The following is an 18,890-nucleotide window of genomic DNA, read 5'->3' on the forward strand; positions in this document are numbered from 1 at the left end:
TTCGTGATGATGCAGCGGTTGCAAAATTATTTAATGAACTAGGTCCTCGCTACGCGACTCGTCCTGGTGGTTACACTAGTATCATTAAATGTGGGTTCCGTACTGGTGATAAAGCTCCTATGGCTTATATCACATTAGTAGACCGCCCAGCGGCAGAAGAAGAAGCGTAAGCCTCTTTTAATACCGTAATAAAAAGCCGAACTTTTGTTCGGCTTTTTTGTCTCTATTTTTTATAAGATTTGTCATTTCAATTTAATAACTATCCAATTTAATCTGCACGGTTTCACCAATTAGTTTAGATAATTTTTCAAAACATATTTTCCGCACACTATTTTTACGGTAGAGCAAGGCAATCGTCCTTGATGGAATTGGTTCGTTAAAGGGGATATATTTGATACCTGCCTGATGACGATTACTCGGTACCGCCAGCTGAGGTAATAAAGTAAGGCCCGTATCGGCACTTACCATATGACGCAGAGTTTCCAAACTGGTTGCCTTAAAGCTGTGATCTTCAATTGCACCTGCGGTAAAACAAAAACCGAGTGCCTGATCGCGTAAACAATGTCCCTCTTCGAGCATTAAAACCCGCTCTCCGCGCAGTTTATTTAAATCAATTGAGCTTTTATTTGCCCATGGATGTGTTTCCGCTAAGGCAAGCTCAAGTGGCTCCTCATAAAGCGGATAATGTTGAAATGATTCCATATCAGGTAGCAATGCCAGCAGCAAACAATCGAGCTCTCCCTCTTCAAGTTGCTTTAATAGGATATCCGTTTGATTTTCATGCAGGTACAGTTCTAATTCAGTAAAATGCTTTTTTACCGTCGGTACAATCAAAGGTAATAGATAGGGAGCAACTGTGGGAATTAATCCTATATGCAGACTACCATGCATCGGATCATTATAGCTTTTGGCTATCTCTTTTAATGATTTAGCCTCTAATAATATTGTTTTTGCTTTGCTAACAATATCAAGCCCTGCTTGAGTGAAGATAACTTTACGCGATGACCGTTCCATTAACTGGATATTCAGTTCATCTTCAAGTTTACGGATCTGACCGCTTAATGTAGGTTGACTGACAAAGCACCTTTCCGCCGCTTTTCGGAAATGCTTTAACTCTTCCAATGCAACCAGATACTCTAAATCTCTAAAATTCATAACAATAAACCTTCTTTGTAAACAAAATAGCTTTAATTTATATCAATAGCTATTGAGCGGTGTCCAAAAAACAGATAATAATCTAATAACTAAAAAGAATTTACTCTATACTCCTCAACTTATTGGCAATTTTATATTTATTAGAAGGAACTTTCCATGCAATTGCAGCAAACTTTAATTATCACAATGCTTTCACTCTTGCTTTTTGCATGTGGTGGCAGTTTAGATGGCACGACGACTACGACTACAGATACTACAGATACTACAGATACTACAGACACTACTGCGACTACCAACACTACGACAACTACAGATACTATTGTTCCAAGCGTAGATGCAGTGGCAGGTGATCCCTCTTATTTCACTTATGAAGGAGCTACTCCCGAATGGATTTCGATTAAAGGCACTGGTGGTTTCGATCGTAAAGAAACAGCAATGGTGACATTTAAGTTAGTAGACGATAATGGTACTCCAGTTGTGTCGCAACCTGTGACTTTTGAGCTTTCGGGGCCAGATGGTTCATCTATTGCGATAGAAGACGATATCAGTGATTCGACTGGTTTAGTAACTACCTTAATTAAATCTGGTAGAGCAGCAGGCCCTGCAACGGTTAAGGTTATTGCAGTCAACGATCCCACTATTTTTAACACATCTACAGGTTTATATATTTCAACAGGTTATCCTGACCAAGGTAGTTTCTCGATCGGAGTGGATAAATCATCTGTTCCTGGAATAAATCATAATGATGCCAAAGTCGCTGTTACGGTTAACTTTGCTGATGCTGATGGTAATAATCCAATTCCTGATGGAACGGCAGTATCATTTAGAGCAGAAGCCGGGCGAATTGAGGATGCATTAACGGGTACGGTAGGATCATGTACGACTAATAAAAGTGAATGTGTGATGACTTGGACATCAATCGGTGATATGCCAGCTATTGATGGTAAGGTGACGATTTTAGCTTATGCTTTGGGTGTTGAAAGTTTTAAAGATGTTAGTCCGTCAGATGGGACATACAACGATGGTGAAGTTTTCACAGATAATGCTGAGGTCTTTTTAGATGAAAACTCTGATGGTATTTACAACGATGGTGAGTGGTATCACGATGTAGATGATGCATATGGTGCAAAAGATTCAGCTTATACGTATGGTGATACTAAATATACAGGTATGCAATGTGAAGACAATGTTGCCTATTGTGACCAACGTTTTATTTATATTTATAAACAAACACAAATCACAGCAACCACTGATGAGCAACAGTGCGCATTCTCAGTCGGTAGTGTAGACTTATCTGGAGCCGTAACACAAACAACAGTAACAGTTCAAGTTTCTGATATGAATAATAACACTCCAGCTGTAGGGACTGTGATCACTGCATCTACAACGAATGGTACGATAAATGGAGATACTTCATGGACTGTGCCTAACTCTGACGGCGCATACTCATTTAGCGTTGAATTGGCTGCTGATGATGACACTAGCACTGGTTCTTTGGTGATTAAATCTTTAGCTCCTTTACCATCAACTCTCACAACAAAATGTGTATTGACGATTGATGATTAATTTTTGAACAATAAGAATAAGAAAAAAGGAGCTTCGGCTCCTTTTTTCTTATCTAAAACTCCCCCAGCCCCCTTTAAAACAAACACTGGCACGGACCTTGCTATATACACTTTGTGTAACAACTTTTTGGCAAGGAGCTTAATTATGATGCAGTTATTTCGACGCGTAAAAGAACAACAAAGCATTACGCTGACCATGGCTTGGATGTGTATCGCCAGTGCAACCCTGTTGATTGTACCCGTTTCTCTCCTCAATCAGTCAGGTACGGCACAGTGGTCGCAACTTTACTCTCCTTATGTCTGGATTTTGGCGCTGTTGACAGGATCCTATCTGCTGACACGTTTAGTGATATTTCTATTCGCTTATATTTGCGCCGCGCTCACCAAGCGTCAACTTTTAGACACTCGCAACAAAATGATCCGTCAATTGGACTTTGAAGAGAAAGCGGTTTTACGTGAATTTATTATTCAGCGTAAAAACGTCCTGTCACTGCCAATGAATGAACTGGCTGTAAGTAACTTATTACGCTCTGGTGTACTTGTGCCTGCGTTTGAGACTCAGGAAATTAAAGGCAGTGGACGTATTATAAAATTATCAATTGCGATTGATGCAAGAGAGCAACTAACTCATAAAGTATTAGGGCTACCTACGGGTAAATTAAGCGAGCAAGAAGCCGCTATTTTAAAGTCTGCCCGACCTGACTATGCGCGAACCAATTACATCGCATTACGAGATTAATAATTTACTTAAATTTCCTTGTTTTCTAACCTACTATCCCAGTGCTGTTCTACGCTGGGATTTTTGTCTCTCTTATATCTTTCTTTTTTGCCCTCGTTATTTTATGTATAATAACTTATTAATCTTCCGCCCTTTTTTTGAGAGTTATTATGTCGCCTGAACGCCTTGCCCGTATTACACAAATGCTAAATTATCGTCAACCCGATCTGACTGTGTTTTTAGAGCAAGTACAGAAACCGCATAACTTAGCGGCTATTGTACGTACTGCCGATGCTGTTGGCGTAAGTGATGTGCATGCAACTTGGGAAAGCCGGGCAAAACGTCTCTCTGGCAGTACTGCAACCGGCAGTCAGAATTGGGTAAACGTCCATTCATACGATACCTTAGAGGATGCCGTCAAAGAGTTACGCGCCCAAGGAATGCAGATTATTGCCACTAACCTCTCTGATAGCGCAATTGATTTTCGCGAGGTGGATTATACCAAGCCAACTGCTATTTTGATGGGCCAGGAAAAACATGGTATCAGCAGCGAGGCATTAGCACTTGCGGATCAGGATGTGATTATTCCCATGGTCGGCATGTGCCAGTCGTTAAATGTTTCAGTTGCTTCTGCGCTTATATTGTATGAAGCACAACGTCAACGGGAACTAGCGGGTATGTATAACGGTGAATGCCGTTTACCTAGCGATGAAACAAAGCGTATTTTATTTGAAGGTGGCCATCCCATTTTTACTAAATTATGCAAAGAGAAAAATTTACCTTATCCTCCATTGGACGAAGAGGGGCAAATTGATGCGGATGAGGCTTGGTGGCTGGCTATCCGTTCATCGGCAAAGAGTCCGCAAACTAAATAAATTCGGGAGAAGTTTCATTGAGTCTATTTCAGCAACGTTTATTAGCCGAAGGTGTACGCGCTGCTGAAGGTGATTACCCGGCTTTATCTGCGCCTCCGTTAAGCAATGCAGATGCTGACTTTGAACTGTTGCTGTTAGATCGCGCGAAACAGCTTGATCAGGAGCTGCAAATCTCCGTACTCTTTACCCATTTCAAGGCCTTAACTAAAAACGTTTTTATTTTGCTCTCCCTACTTTTATTGGTGCTGGGCGCAAGCAGTGTAGATCAGCTTTTTTTTACTGAGCAGGGCACGCAGATAAACTTTTTTTGGGCGTTCGGTCTGTTCTTTATTCCCAATCTTTTGGCCTTGTGTCTCTGGTTCTTCCTGTTTTTACAAGCCAATCTATTAAGCGGGGGTTGGCTGGCTCATCTTAGTCTGTTCTTATTCAAAACCGTTGAAAAACGTTTTAATCCGCAAGCCGCACAGCATCCTCATTTTTGGCCAATATTTAGATGCTATTTTAAAATCATTTTATCCGGTGATTTAGGGCGTTATCAGTTATCTTATGTAACTCATCTGTTGTGGTTAAGTTATTTTGTCGGCGCAACCATCATGCTGGTCATTATGCTGGCCACCCATCAGGTGGACTTTATTTGGCAGACTAGTATTTTATCCAAGCAAAGCTTTCAGTGGCTAACTGAGTTGCTCGCCTATATCCCTAATCTATTGGGGGTTGCCGTACCGGATCCCCAGCAGATACAGCAAATCCATTTAGGGGCGGTTAATCTACTTGCTGACGCGCAAAATAGCCGCTTAGTTTGGTCTAGCCTGTTAATTAGCAGTTTGCTGATTTACGGTATATTGCCGCGCTTTTTCTTATTGTTATTAATGCGTTTTTTATCCATTAGAAAAACAGAGCGATTTAATTTAAAGCTCAGCCTGCCTTATTACGTACAGTTACGGCAACAGTTAAAGCCCAATGTGACCTCTTTGGGAATTAGCGATCCGGATCATTCTAAAATTGAAGCGACTCACCCCCAGCACTTACAAACGGCATCGCATCAACTTCCATCCTGCTTTTATCCTGTGGCGATAGAGTTATCTGAAAGTCAATTTATTGAATGCAGGCAACATGTAAAACACTATTCTCCAGAGCAGTTTGTACTATTAAAAAATGTTTGTGATTTTCAAGCTCAGCAGTGCGTATTAAATGAGATTGCAACAATTAGCCAACCAGCGGTGGTGTTATACGTCACACTGGCGCGTCTGCCGGATCGTGGTTTATTAGCCTTTATTAAATCATTAACCTGTTTAACCTCAAAATCGTTTTATCTGTTACTGATAGATGAAGGCCTTATGGAGTCATCTTATGTAAGTAAGCGGCGCAGTGATTGGTATCTACTTGCAGCACAAGCGGATATCCCGTTAGATAATATTATCCAGTTAAAAGTCCGGGGGCGAGATGAGTAAAAAAGGGTTGTCAGTTGCGGTGGTTGGCCATGCTAATGCCGGAAAAACCTCATTAATGCGTACCTTATTACGTGATCCTGCGTTCGGCGAAGTTGCCGATCAAGCCGGCACTACGCGTCATGTTGAAGGCGGTGCATTGTTAATTGATGAGCATAATAGTCTCGCCCTGTTTGATACGCCCGGTTTGGAAGACTCGATGCGCCTGCATCATATTTTAAGCGGTTATTTTACCGACCACTCTGTCGATGGGGTTGAACGGATACAAAAGTTTCTTGCGCATCACACTCAATACCCTGAACTTGAGCAGGAGGCGAAAGTACTGCGTACCTTGCTAAATAACGACCTTATTTTTTATGTAGTTGATTTACGAGAACCAATTTTAGGTAAATATCGGGATGAATTACAGATTCTCAGCTATGCGGCTAAACCAATTATCCCGGTACTTAATTTTACCAAACAGGGCCACGCCAATTTAGAGCAGTGGAAAATGCAGCTGGCACGTTTAAACTTTCATGCTTTTGTCTGCTTTGATAATGTTCATTTTAAATTTATCGATGAAATTAAGATTTACCAGAAAATGCAAACCTTGCTGGCGGATAAAGAAGATCTGTTGCAAGAGTTCATCAATCAGCGTCATGTTCAATGGTCTGAACGTTTTAATGCGGCAAGTGTGATCGTTGCTAATCTATTTGTTGAATCTGCGTGTGTGCGTTACAAGGCGGTCAATACTGAGCAAGAGATTAAGCAGGCAAGCGTTAAGCTTCAACAAGCGGTGCGTAGTGCGGAAAGAAAATGTGTGCGCCGATTGTTAACGCTCTATCAATTTCGCAAAGAGGATCTAGAAAAGAGCGAATTACCCGTTGAACAAGATGGCTGGCCGTTGGATCTTTTTTCCGCTGATAACTTGCAGGAGTTTGGTATTAAGCTAACCGGCAATATAGCTAAAGGTGCCGGTTTAGGGGTCACTGTCGATCTGGTTACCGGCGGAATGACCTTAGGTGTGGCGGCATTAACAGGGGGAATTGCCGGTGCGTTATGGGGAGTGAAGCAACGCTATTATGATGAGATACAGGCAAAAATCAAAGGCAACCGTTATATCTGTTTAAATGATACAACGCTGCAGGTATTGTGGTTAAGGCAGATGAAGCTATTAGCACTCCTGCAGCAAAGAGGGCATGCAAGTCTTGATAAAATTGATTATCAGGTGAGCCAACATAAGCAAAAAAATGAGATGCCCAAAAACTGGTCTAAATGGTTACGCAAATCACGCAATCACCCGCACTGGTCATCACTGAATATAAACGGCGCAGATCTCGATGATAGCCAGCGTCTGCTCTTTATCGAACAGGTCAGTGCGGAAATAGTTAATGGGTTAAGTGACTTATAACCAGTCAGTTAAGGAGATGCCTAACCCTATCGTATTGGTATATTCATTATACTCTATCAGGCTGTTGCCATATCCCGAGAAAATTTGAAAATAACCGCGAATTCTACCGTGGATAGGAAAGCTCCAATTGATCTCCAGCGCTCCTTTGCTAAAACCACTTTCGATATTATTGCGACTGGTAATCGAGAAATTATGCTCATCCATTTGATAAAGAGCATAAATTTTTCCGTGGCCATAATAATCCAATAAATCTGGATTATTATCACTTTCATAGTCTTCTTTAAAACGATACCAAGGATTAACGGCGAGAGTAAAATCTCCATTCTCAAAAACAAGATTACTTTCTATTCTGTTCCAACTGCGCGAGATAGGATCTGATCTACCATTTGATTGATGGGTTACGCTCAGCGTTGCCATTTTAAAACGCCAATCACTCACTAATTCTATATTATGTAACCACTGTATAAAAATTTCTGGCTCATAATTAGTTTCGCGAAATGGTGATGAATTGTTGCTATTATATGCTTGCCAGAAAGAAACTTGGGTATAACCAAAATAAAGGGAAATGGGTAAGTCGGCAATATCAACTAAGACAGGGATTTTAAAACTAATCTGAAATTTTATCTCAAATTCCTGAAGTTCGTCAGATGAAACAACATCTTTATAAGATTCGTAAGATTGAATATTATTATTAAAGGTAAAAGGCAAAAGATAATTGGGTTTATGGGGGATAATAGAAAAGCGACTCTTTTGCAGTTTTTTTTCTTGCTCCATACGTTCATCCACAGGAGATTCTTTTGCTAGCGTGGCCGCGCTAAATACAAAAACAAAAATTAAAAATAACAGATGCATATCCATTTCCTTGGTAAATTATGTAAATAATTAGAACTTCAAGCATAATAGGTCTAAGTTCTGATTATTGTATGTTGCCGAGTTTAACTGTTTGGGGTTTAAAATGAAATTAGATAAAGTGCCCTTAACGGTTCTAAAAGGGGTTGGTACTAAAGCCGCGCAAAAGCTAGCTAAGATTGGTTTACACAGCGTGGCCGATCTGCTCTTTCATCTGCCTTTGCATTATCAAGACAGAACCCGAATTTATGCCATCGCAGATCTCAAGGATGGAATGCAGGTAAGCGTGCAAGGCCGTGTATTAAGCTGCGATCTGCAGTCTGGTAAGCGACGCATATTAAAATGTAAAATAAGCGATGGCAGTGGCAGTGTAACGCTTAACTTTTTCCATTTTAATGCAGCACAGCAAAATAGCTTTGTAAAAGGGGCATTGATTAAATGTTTTGGCGAATTTAAACGCGGTTACCAAGGTGTTGAGGTGATCCATCCAGATTATTCGCTGCTTGCTTCTCTCGAAAAAAATGCTATCGAGGCGAGCTTAACCCCTGTTTATCCATCAACCGATGGCTTGAAACAAAACAGTTTACGCAACTTAACAGAGCAAGCCTTAGCTTTTTTGCGGCAAAATAAAATAGATGAATTAGTGCCGTTAAAGCTGCTCACCTATCCGATAAGTTTAAACGATGCGCTTTATTATATTCATCGTCCGCCATCAGATGCTTCTATCGAACAGCTGGAAGCTAAAACCCATCCCGCTCAGCAGCGCCTTATCCTTGAAGAGCTATTGGCGCAGCAGATTAGCATGCTTGCGCTGCGCGCTGATGCGCAGCGCCATCAAGCGATCCCGTTTAGGGAACCTGACATATTGCAAAAACAGTTATTAGCCAGCCTTGGTTTTTCACTTACTAATGCGCAATCGAGAGTGGTGCAAGAGATTCACACCGATCTGCAGCAAGCGACGCCTATGATGCGTTTAGTGCAGGGTGATGTGGGATCTGGAAAAACATTAGTAGCCGCACTGGCCGCGCTGCGCGTTATTGAAGCGGGTTATCAGGTTGCGTTAATGGCACCGACCGAGCTATTGGCTGAGCAGCACCTGATTAATTTTACAAAGTGGTTTGAACCGTTAAAAATCGGTGTCGGTATGCTCTGCGGGAAAATGAAAGTCAAAGAGAAGCGTTCGCAGCTAGAAAATATCAGCCTGGGTCTCTCTAAAATGGTGATCGGCACGCATGCGTTGTTCCAAGATGGCGTACAGTTTAATAATTTAGCGCTGATTATTGTTGATGAGCAGCACCGTTTTGGTGTTCATCAACGCCTAGCTTTGCGTGAAAAAGGGCAGTTAGGTGCACTCGCACCGCATCAGTTAACGATGACCGCTACCCCTATTCCGAGAACATTAGCAATGACTGCGTATGCGGATCTCAATGTGTCGGTCATTGATGAATTGCCCCCCGGGCGCACTGCTGTGCAAACCGTTGCTCTGCCGGATTCCCGGCGCGATGATATTATTGCGCGTGTTTACCACTCTTGTAAAAATGAGGGACGGCAAGCGTATTGGGTCTGTACTTTAATTGAAGAGTCTGAGGCTTTGGATTGTCAGGCGGCAGAAGAAACCGCCAATAATTTGCAACTGTCTCTACCTGATCTGCGTATCGGTTTAGTGCATGGACGGATGAAAACGATTGAAAAACAGTATGTGATGGATTTTTTTAAAGCGGGTGAATTAGACCTGCTTGTGGCAACAACTGTGATTGAGGTGGGCGTGGATGTGCCCAATTCGAGTTTAATGATTATCGAAAATCCTGAGCGCCTGGGGTTGGCGCAACTGCATCAACTGCGCGGGCGAGTTGGGCGGGGGAGTGTCGCCAGCCACTGTGTTTTACTTTATAAAAATCCGCTCTCCAAAAGCGCGCAACAACGGTTACACATTTTACGTGAGAGCCATGATGGTTTTTATATTGCCGAACAAGATTTACTGATTCGCGGCCCGGGTGAAGTGCTGGGTACCAGACAAACTGGGGTTGCGACATTTAAAATTGCAGATTTAATCCGTGATCAAGCTTTAATTCCTCAAACTCAGCAACTCGCACTGCAATTGATGCAGGACTATCCCGAGCTGATTGAACCATTGAGTAAACGTTGGTTAGGAGAGAAAGGCCAGTATGTGCATGCTTAGTTTTTTTTTCCTTTGCCTTGGCTGGCAATTGATAAGGCTAAATAGATGAAACGTTTTTTCATTATATCAGCCTTGCTACTCACTCTGTTTGTGACTTCGATAGCTTGCCTCTTTAATCTAAATGATTACTCGCTATGGGTCGCACAACAGATTGAAAAATCCACTGGTTATCAAATCAGCTTTGTCGCAATTGAACATAACGGTTGGCAGGATCTCCGGTTTTCCATTTCAGGATTGTCCGTGCAGCGTGGTCCAGAGATGCAGCTAGAGATAGATAAGATCAATATTGAAATTGCCCGAGTGGATCTTTGGAATCGTCAGTTAGACTTTGAATTAGTTTCTCTGGCGGGCATTGATCTGCATCTTAGCCAAAGCCTTTCAGAAGATCGAGCGATCGATCAAAAAAGTAGAGAGAAAACGAAATATCAGACACAAAATTTACCTTGGGATAAATTACATATAAAAAAATTACGGGTATCCGACTTAAACCTAGATTTAAGTAATGCGCAGCAAAGTCTGCTATTACAACAGGCAACGCTAAGCTCTGATAATTTACTTGTTATCAATAATAAAAAAATCGTTAGCAGATCATTTCAGGGAAACGTGCGCTTTGACTTTGCAACACTTGCTATACAGTTGGATGATTTAAAAGCATTAACGTTTGATAAGCTATCATTATCTGGCGATTTGGATCTACCTAACCTGCAAGGGATGTTGGCGCTGTCAATTAAAGAGTTTATTGTTAGTCTGCCCAATCAAGCTGACATTATTGTAGATAACAGCTTGCTTGACTTGCAACTCGATAAAAACAGACTCAGTTTAACGCGATTATTTATCAACATATTCTCCGGCGAGCTGAGCCTGCAAGCTGATGCGCTGCTATCCCTTGATCTTTTTCCTGCCCCCGCTTTATCCGTCGAGCGCTTGCAGATATTGTCATTATTGCTTAAAGATATGCACCTAACTATTCCGGATTTTATGCAGAAATCTGAAGGTGCTCTGCTTGGCAAAGGCAAGCTGCCGATTGAAACGCTATTTTTACAACAGGTCAATCTGCAAAATGTGAATATTCGCAGCGAAGAAAAACAGATCCCGTTAACGGTGAAAGGGTTAAACAGTCGTGTCAGTGATCTCTATCTACTGAAAAATAATCAACTGGCTAGTTTATCGGAGGCAGGTAATCAGGTTGGCGTATTTGTCCTGCAAGCTGATTATTTACAATGGGCAGATAGCATTATTGAAGCGTTTCACGTCGCAGGTAGCCTTACCGAAAGTGAACAGGTGATAGGTCAGTTATTAAGCGAAAATCAGGCGCTGGTTACCCACAAAGATTAAACCGTTCTATTGTGTTATAATTTCCAGCCATTTTTAACTTTACCTCAACAGGGAACGTATGATTGAAAACAGCTTTGCCATCACGGCAACATTTATCTTCTATTTAGCTGTCATGCTATTTATCGGATATTACGCATATAAACGCACCAGTAACACTTCGGATTATTTTTTAGGCGGACGTACATTAGGCCCATGGCCAGCTGCATTATCTGCAGGTGCTTCTGATATGAGTGGCTGGTTATTACTGGGTTTGCCTGGTTACGCCTATGTGGCAGGTATTGAGGCTCTGTGGCTCGCTGGTGGACTGTTAATTGGTAGCTGGGCTAACTGGCTGATCACTGCAAAACGTCTGCGTACTTATAGTATTACTGCCGATGACTCATTAACGTTGCCGGAATTTATTTCCCGTCGTTTTAATGATAAAACTAAATTACTGCAAACTATCTCCGCTTTTTTCATCCTAATGTTTTTCCTTTTTTACACCAGCTCAGGTTTGGTTGCCGGCGGTAAATTATTTGAAACTGTATTTGGTCTAGATTATACCTACGCCGTTATTATAGGTGCTACATGCATTGTTTCTTATACGCTATTTGGTGGGTTCCTGGCAGTATCATGGACAGATCTAGTGCAGGGCTTATTAATGTCAGCAGCGCTAGTGATTGTACCTATCGTCGTAATGCAGGAGGGATTCGATCAGCTAAGCACAAATTTAGCCAATATTAATCCGGAACTGCTAACCCTATGGCACGGCATAGATGGTGAGCCGTTATCGTGGATTGCAATTGTTTCATTAGTCGCCTGGGGCCTCGGTTATTTTGGCCAGCCACATATCCTTGCGCGTTTTCTGGCGACCCGCAGCAATAAAGATTTAACCAAAGCACGCCGTATTGCGGTGAGCTGGACGGTCCTCTCTATATTTGGATCGGTTATGGTTGGTCTGGTTGGCCTGGTATTTGTGCAGGGTAATTTAGGCATGGAAGTAGTCGATGGCGAAAAAATCTTTATGATTTTAGTTAATGCGGTCTTTCATCCCATCCCTGCTGGTATTTTGTTAGCCGCTATTCTTGCCGCTATTATGAGCACCGCTGATTCTCAGTTATTAGTCTCCTCCTCGGCATTAGCAGAAGACTTTTACAAACAGCTTCTCCGCCCTCAAGCTTCTTCAAAGGAAGTGCTGATGGTTGGACGTCTGGGGGTGATTCTATTATCACTATTAGCCTTGTATTTCGCGCTGGATCCGGATAGTTCTGTGCTTAGTTTAGTTTCCTATGCATGGGCTGGTTTCGGCGCCGCATTTGGTCCGGTATTAATATTAAGCATATACTGGAAACGAATGAACAGAAATGGTGCTTTAGCCGGGCTCATTGTCGGTGGTGCCACTATTGTTATCTGGAAACAGTTAACAGGCGGAATTTTCGATTTGTATGAGATTGTTCCGGGGATAATTTTTGCGACTACTGCGATTGTTTTAACCAGTTTAGCCACGGCTAAGCCGGAAAAATCAATAACAGATCAGTTTGAAGCGTTTGAAAAGAACCTAAAAGAGTTTGATTAAGAAAAGATCGACGGCTGGAAGGTTATAAGGCTTAAGGGTAGAAATGCCCGAAGGCTTGACAGTTAAAGGGCAGGAAAGCTGGAAGGTTTTCCTGCCTTTTGCTTTCCTGCCCGCTAGCTTTTAATGCTGTTACGAAATATCAAACTCTTGCAACTTACGGGTTAAGGTATTTCGACCCCAACCTAGTAGTTTCGCGGCTTCCTGTTTTTTTCCTTGAGTGAAGGTGAGGGCGGTTTGCAGCATTATTTTTTCAAATTCAGGCAAGGCATTGGCAAGAATATTGTCTTCGCCCCGTTTGAGCTCCGCTAAAGTCCACTGCTGGAGATTTTTCTGCCAGAGTGGCGTTTCACCGTCACTCTCTTGCGTTTCCTGTAAGATTAATTCTGGCGGCAGATCGGAAATATGCACCTCTTGCCCACTGGCCATCACGGTTAACCAGCGACAGATATTCTCTAGCTGACGCACGTTCCCCGGCCAGGGTAATTGGCCCAAATACTCTTTTGTCTCGTCAGTGAGTTTTTTGCTTTCTACATTTAACTCATCTGCAATACTATTTAAAAAATGTTGTGCCAATAAGCTAATATCTTCACGGCGCTCTTTTAATGAGGGCAGCTGTATACGAATAACATTAAGACGATGAAAAAGATCTTCACGGAACTCGCCACTTTGCACTTTTTTCTCTAAATTTTGATGGGTCGCCGCAACAATTCGCACGTCAACTTTTATCCCCTGATGCCCGCCTACCCGATAGAACTTACCATCGGCGAGCACACGTAATAAACGGGTTTGCACATCCAGTGGCATATCGCCTATCTCATCTAGAAACAGGGTACCTCCATCAGCTTGTTCAAAACGGCCCTGACGATTACTGGCTGCGCCAGTAAATGCACCTTTTTCGTGGCCAAACAGTTCAGCTTCAATCAGTTCCCTTGGTATGGCTGCCATATTTAATGCGATAAATGTTTTATCTTTACGCGGGCTGTGTTTATGCAGTGCATGGGCAACCAACTCTTTACCCGTACCAGATTGACCGTTAATTAGGACGCTCATGCTGGATCGAGATAATCGTCCAATTATACGAAAAACCTCCTGCATAGCCGGGGCTTCACCAATAATCTCGGGCATTAAAACTGTTTTTTCAACGGGTTTTTTCTTCTGTTTTAACTCCAAACTATGGCTGATGGCGCGTTGAATCAGTGCCGTGGCTTCATGAATATCAAAAGGTTTTGGTAGGTATTCAAATGCGCCACTTTGGTACGCATTTACAGCACTGTCTAAGTCACTGTGCGCGGTCATTATAATAATAGGAATTAATGGAAAGCGTCCATGAATACGTTCCATTAAAGCGAGCCCATCAATACCCGGCATCCGTATGTCGGAAATAATAACTTCAGGCTGTTCAATTTGTAGCTGTTGCCATAAACATTCACCGTCAGAAAAACTGGCATACTCGATTTTTTCAGCTTTTAATGTTCGTTCTAAAACCCAACGAATTGCGTGGTCATCATCCACAATCCAAGCTGTCGCCATTTTTTATTTCCCTTTTTAATTGTCATTACTAAATAGATAAGAAATTTATGCTGCTTTTTTAGGAGCAGCAGCTCTTTATATTATCATGGGCAAGTAGATAAGAAATTCTGTATTTCCTTGCGTGCTGTGGCACTCGATACGTCCATTATGTTGTTTGATTAACTCTTGTGCAATGGAAAGGCCTAAGCCAGTGCCGTCACTTCTACCTGTTACCATAGGGTAAAATAGGGTGTCTTTTAATTCTTCAGGGATACCTGGGCCATTATCAATAATTTTAATTTCAGCCGCTAGACGTTGAGGTAAGCCATTAATGGTGACTTGGTGAGCGGTGCGTGTTCTTAATGTTATTTGCGAATGCTCTTTTTTATTGGCGCTCAACGCTTGAACCGCATTTTGAATCACATTTAAGAATGCTTGTTGTAATTGATCTGGCTGCATCTCAAAATCAGGAATACTTGGATCATAATCAACTTTTATCTTAATAAAATCAGGCAGATCTAAGCACACTAATTTACGCACTTTTTCGAGTACTGAATGAATATTATGGGTCGCCCGCAAGCCGATTTTTTGTGGCCCCAATAAGCGATTGACTAAAGCATTTAAACGGTCTGCCTGCTCGATAATAATCTGGGTAAACTCTTTGAGCTCTGGATCTGTCAGCTCACTCTCTAATAATTGCGCGGCACCTCGCAATCCCCCCAGTGGATTTTTTATCTCATGGGCGAGTCCCCGGACTAGATCTTGGGCGGCTTTTTGTTGATGTTCCTGATAATGGACTTGGCTGAATTTACGTTGTTGCTCAATACAGCGCATTTCAAGAATCACATGATCCGTGTTAGCAAAATTTAAGTAGGTCACACTTAACGCAATCAGAAGCGGGTGTCCATCAACCAGTAATGTAACTTCATTTTCAGTGAAAGCGTTTCTGTTAATAAAGATATTCTGGATCGATGTGGGATTGAAATGATAATGTTTGGCGAGTTGTTTTAGGTTTTGTTGGTAAAGGCGCTGCTTACTTTGTGAGAGTAATAATTCACTGGCAGGGTTGGCATAAATAAGCTTTAAATCTGAGCTGATCACGACAAAAGCCGTATTTGCTTCTTCAAGCAGTGCCAATGGTAGTTCTTTTATCTGCTCACTTAACATTACTGAGTCGCGGTATTCGCTTTACCAACCGCGGCGCGTAGTAGATGCACCGTGACCACCTGTGTTTTAGCGAGTAGTTTACCATTCTCATCAAGCAGCTGAACTTGTACCTGATGCGTTCCGCGGTCAATGTTCTGAGCGCTTATCGTTGGTGATATTTGCGCTTCACCAAGTGCTTTGCCATCTAAGAATAGCTGCAGTTTTTGGTTGTTTTTTTTCTCTGGCGTTGTTGCCACTTGAATATTAATTGTTCCATCATTACTGCGCAGGGCAACATCATCTAAGGGGGAGGTTATAGTTGCTTGATATTTTATTGCAGCGCTATTTTCCTGGCTGGCTTTTATTGCCAAGTCGCTTTCTTGTTCTGGCTTAGTGCTGTTAACTAATAAATTTTGATTGTGAACACTGATCTCTTTTGTCCCTGGTGAAGCGGTATCTGAAAAATGACTTTTTCCCTGTTCATCAACCCAGTGATAAATTTTGGTCTCTGCCAGTGCCGCAGTAGATGAAAAGATAAAGAGCAGAGCGGATAAGCATAATGTAGAAAATTTCATAATAATACACCTTAAATACAAGAACGGTAATTGTGGATCATGAACATCATTATGGCAATAAAAAACCCGCATCGCTGCGGGTTTTGTCACTGAAAAGTTAACTTATATCAAAAATATTTATTTGATGAATAACATTTCTTGATACTTAGGTAATGGCCATAACTCATCAGAGACCAATGATTCAAGCGCATCTCCGTGTACACGAACTTCATCCATTAAATCACAGATAACATCAGCACAGAAATGCATATGTGCTTGCGCATCAGCAAAGTCGTGAGTTGCAATTGCCTCACTAAGTTTAGCAACGGCTGCCATCATAGCGTTTGCTTGTGCAGCGATTGAAGCCGTAAGCGAAGTGTCAAGTTCAATACCTAAATCAGCCATAGCTGCAGAAGTTAAACTCAGCTCGGACAGATAACTAATTGCTGCAGGGTAGATTTTGGTGGTTGCCATATCAACAACTACTTTAGCTTCAACGTCAATAGAAAGAATATATTGCTCAGCATAAACTTCGTAACGACTTTCCAGTTCAACGGGTGAAAATACTTCAGTGCTTTCGAAAAGTTTAATGATTGACTCTTCACGAAGTGCAGGTAAAGCATCCGCAGTGGTTGGGATATTTTTCAGGCCACGCTCTTCAACCGCCATTTTGTGCCACTCTTCCGAGTAACCGTCACCGCCAAATACAACATTACCATGCAGTTCCATTAGCTCTTTTAATACAGAGATAACCGCAACGCTTTGGTTCTCTGATTTTGTTAAGGCAACTTCTAATTTTTCAGCAATCCAGTTTAATGAATCAGCAAGCATAGTATTCATAGCAACTAATGGACCCGATACTGATTGCGATGAGCCAACAGCACGGAACTCAAAACGGTTACCTGTGAATGCAAATGGAGAGGTTCTGTTACGATCGCCCGGATCACGTTCAAAGTGCAGGATTTGCGATAAACCAAGATCCATTAAACCAGCAGTATCAGAAGTTAACAGTTTGCCATTTTTAATATCGTTAAATAGTCCTTCTAACTGTTCACCTAAATAAACAGAAAGAATTGCCGGTGGAGCTTCATTAGCACCTAAACGGTGATCGTTAGAAGCAGTTGCAATTACCGCGCGTAATAATGGGCCATATTTATGTACGCCGCGAATAACTGCACCACAGAAGAGTAAGAAATTAAGGTTGTCATGCGGTGTGCTGCCTGGATCAAGTAAGTTACCTTGCGTGCTGTTACCTACAGACCAGTTAACATGTTTACCTGAACCATTGATACCTGCAAATGGTTTTTCATGTAATAAACAAAGGAAACCATGTTCTTTCGCTGTGCTCTTCATTACCGTCATCAAAAGTTGTTGATGATCAGCGGCGACGTTAGCAGCTTCGTAGTAAGGTGCAATTTCAAATTGACCGGGAGCCACTTCGTTGTGGTGCGTTTTAGCCGGGATACCTAACTTGTAAAGTTTGTTTTCAAAATCCTGCATGAACACTTGAACGCGCTCAGGGATTGCACCAAAGTAGTGATCATCAAATTGTTGACCTTTAGCTGGAGGAGCGCCGAATAATGTTCTGCCTGCTAATAATAGATCCGGGCGCGCATTAGCAAAATTCTCATCAACTAAGAAATATTCCTGCTCTGCACCACAGCTTGAATTAAGTGGCGCGATATCAGTTTCACCCATCAATTCAAGCACTTTTTGTCCGGCTTTATCCATTGCTGAAATTGAACGTAAAAGTGGGATTTTTTTATCTAACGCTTCACCTGTCCAAGACATAAATACACTTGGAATCATTAAGGTTGAACCATTCGCTGTATGCATAATGTAAGCTGGGCTTGTTGGATCCCAAGCTGTATAACCACGGGCAGCATTGGTCATACGTAAGCTACCGTTGGGGAAAGAAGATCCATCTGGTTCCCCTTTGATTAACAGACTGCCTGTAAATTCAGTAATAGCAGCTCCGTCAGAATTTGTAATGATGAAGCCATCATGTTTTTCTGCGGTAATGTTAGTCATAGGGTAAAAAATATGTGAGTAGAATTTAACACCTTTGCTAAGTGCCCAATCTTTCATCGCAGCAGCAACCACATCAGCAGTTGCAGCATCTAAAGCACTGCCAGTTTGAACTGTTTTTTTAATTGCTTTAAACGCATTTTTTGATAATGCTTCTTCCATTTTCTGAAGGTTAAAAACGTCTTCAGCCCAAATTTTACTCAATGGCTCAGTGGTACTGACCAATGTTGGTGCACGATTAGTGATTTGCTCAATTGCTTGAAGACGGGTTTGGTTTCCACTCATGTGGGGCTCCTTGCTTATAAAATATGGGCTGTACGAGATCAGCTTCGTTATTTTTAATAATTAAAACATTAAGACTAGGAGATTGTAAGCAAGAATCAGACCAATTGATATAGCGGTTGCTGCAGATTTTCTTTTAATAAAAAACAGAATGGTATTGGATGATTTTTATCTATTCCAATGGTTTATAGAGGGGGTGAAAAAGGATCAAGTAACTTGATCCTTTTGCTGCTATGTAGAATGAACACAAGCGCGATATAAGCTATTGTCGCTGCAGGTTAAATTACGATTAATAATAGCCT

The 18,890-nt window shown here is 41.8% G+C and carries 15 protein-coding genes; 9 read left to right on the forward strand and 6 right to left on the reverse strand.

The window, feature by feature from the left end:
* Positions 1–170: bL17 family ribosomal protein (locus tag ACJAT7_RS05090; RefSeq protein WP_415225753.1), on the forward strand; the 170-nt coding region annotated here is incomplete at its 5' end.
* An 82-nt stretch (positions 171–252) separates the two neighbouring features.
* On the opposite strand, the gene oxyR is transcribed toward ACJAT7_RS05090, so the two are convergent.
* On the reverse strand, positions 253–1,155 hold the full coding sequence (gene oxyR, locus ACJAT7_RS05095) for a DNA-binding transcriptional regulator OxyR (protein ID WP_415225720.1): 903 nt from the start codon (positions 1,153–1,155) through the stop codon (positions 253–255).
* 156 nt (positions 1,156–1,311) lie between these two features.
* Here oxyR and ACJAT7_RS05100 point away from each other — a divergent pair, with 156 nt between their 5' ends.
* The 5 genes from ACJAT7_RS05100 (at position 1,312) to ACJAT7_RS05120 (ending at position 7,151) form a co-directional block, all read left to right on the forward strand.
* Positions 1,312–2,721, forward strand: coding sequence for a hypothetical protein (locus tag ACJAT7_RS05100; protein ID WP_415225721.1), 1,410 nt, complete (start codon positions 1,312–1,314; stop codon positions 2,719–2,721).
* 144 nt (positions 2,722–2,865) lie between these two features.
* Complete coding sequence (locus tag ACJAT7_RS05105) at positions 2,866–3,459, forward strand: superinfection exclusion B family protein (RefSeq protein WP_415225722.1); 594 nt, start codon at positions 2,866–2,868, stop codon at positions 3,457–3,459.
* Positions 3,460–3,608: 149 nt separating this feature from the next.
* A complete protein-coding gene (trmH, locus tag ACJAT7_RS05110; protein WP_415225723.1) occupies positions 3,609–4,313 on the forward strand; it encodes a tRNA (guanosine(18)-2'-O)-methyltransferase TrmH in 705 nt (234 codons plus the stop codon).
* Between the two features lie 17 nt (positions 4,314–4,330).
* Positions 4,331–5,764, forward strand: coding sequence for a DUF2868 domain-containing protein (locus ACJAT7_RS05115; protein ID WP_415225724.1), 1,434 nt, complete (start codon positions 4,331–4,333; stop codon positions 5,762–5,764).
* Positions 5,757–7,151 (forward strand): GTPase/DUF3482 domain-containing protein, encoded by a 1,395-nt coding sequence (locus tag ACJAT7_RS05120; protein ID WP_415225725.1) that lies wholly within the window; start codon positions 5,757–5,759, stop codon positions 7,149–7,151. Before ACJAT7_RS05115 ends, ACJAT7_RS05120 begins: the two co-directional genes overlap by 8 nt.
* Here the strand turns inward: ACJAT7_RS05120 and ACJAT7_RS05125 are convergent.
* Positions 7,146–8,003: a phospholipase A gene (locus ACJAT7_RS05125; RefSeq protein ID WP_415225726.1), complete on the reverse strand. Its 858-nt coding sequence runs from the start codon at positions 8,001–8,003 to the stop codon at positions 7,146–7,148. The genes ACJAT7_RS05120 and ACJAT7_RS05125 overlap by 6 nt on opposite strands.
* A 103-nt stretch (positions 8,004–8,106) precedes the next feature.
* On the opposite strand from ACJAT7_RS05125, the gene recG reads away from it, so the two are divergent.
* From recG to putP, 3 genes are read left to right on the forward strand one after another with little or no spacing between them, the layout of a single operon-like run.
* Positions 8,107–10,179: an ATP-dependent DNA helicase RecG gene (gene recG / locus ACJAT7_RS05130; RefSeq protein ID WP_415225727.1), complete on the forward strand. Its 2,073-nt coding sequence runs from the start codon at positions 8,107–8,109 to the stop codon at positions 10,177–10,179.
* Positions 10,180–10,224: 45 nt separating this feature from the next.
* Positions 10,225–11,514 (forward strand): hypothetical protein, encoded by a 1,290-nt coding sequence (locus tag ACJAT7_RS05135; protein WP_415225728.1) that lies wholly within the window; start codon positions 10,225–10,227, stop codon positions 11,512–11,514.
* 58 nt (positions 11,515–11,572) lie between these two features.
* Positions 11,573–13,069, forward strand: coding sequence for a sodium/proline symporter PutP (gene putP / locus ACJAT7_RS05140; RefSeq protein WP_415225729.1), 1,497 nt, complete (start codon positions 11,573–11,575; stop codon positions 13,067–13,069).
* A 129-nt stretch (positions 13,070–13,198) separates the two neighbouring features.
* On the opposite strand, the gene glnG is transcribed toward putP, so the two are convergent.
* The 4 genes from glnG to ACJAT7_RS05160 form a co-directional block, all read right to left on the reverse strand.
* Positions 13,199–14,599, reverse strand: a complete 1,401-nt coding sequence (glnG, locus tag ACJAT7_RS05145) for a nitrogen regulation protein NR(I) (protein ID WP_415225730.1) — start codon at positions 14,597–14,599, stop codon at positions 13,199–13,201.
* A gap of 75 nt (positions 14,600–14,674) precedes the next feature.
* A complete protein-coding gene (glnL, locus tag ACJAT7_RS05150) occupies positions 14,675–15,745 on the reverse strand; it encodes a nitrogen regulation protein NR(II) (protein WP_415225731.1) in 1,071 nt (356 codons plus the stop codon).
* Positions 15,745–16,299, reverse strand: coding sequence for a DUF4124 domain-containing protein (locus tag ACJAT7_RS05155; protein ID WP_415225732.1), 555 nt, complete (start codon positions 16,297–16,299; stop codon positions 15,745–15,747). The genes glnL and ACJAT7_RS05155 overlap by 1 nt, the downstream gene beginning before the upstream one ends.
* A 117-nt stretch (positions 16,300–16,416) precedes the next feature.
* Positions 16,417–18,591 carry a glutamine synthetase III gene (locus tag ACJAT7_RS05160; RefSeq protein ID WP_415225733.1) on the reverse strand — a complete coding sequence of 725 codons (2,175 nt, stop codon included), beginning with the start codon at positions 18,589–18,591 and terminating at the stop codon, positions 16,417–16,419.
* Between the last annotated feature and the right edge of the window lie 299 nt (positions 18,592–18,890).

The organism is Psychromonas sp., from assembly GCF_047632995.1.
Lineage (GTDB): Bacteria > Pseudomonadota > Gammaproteobacteria > Enterobacterales > Psychromonadaceae > Psychromonas.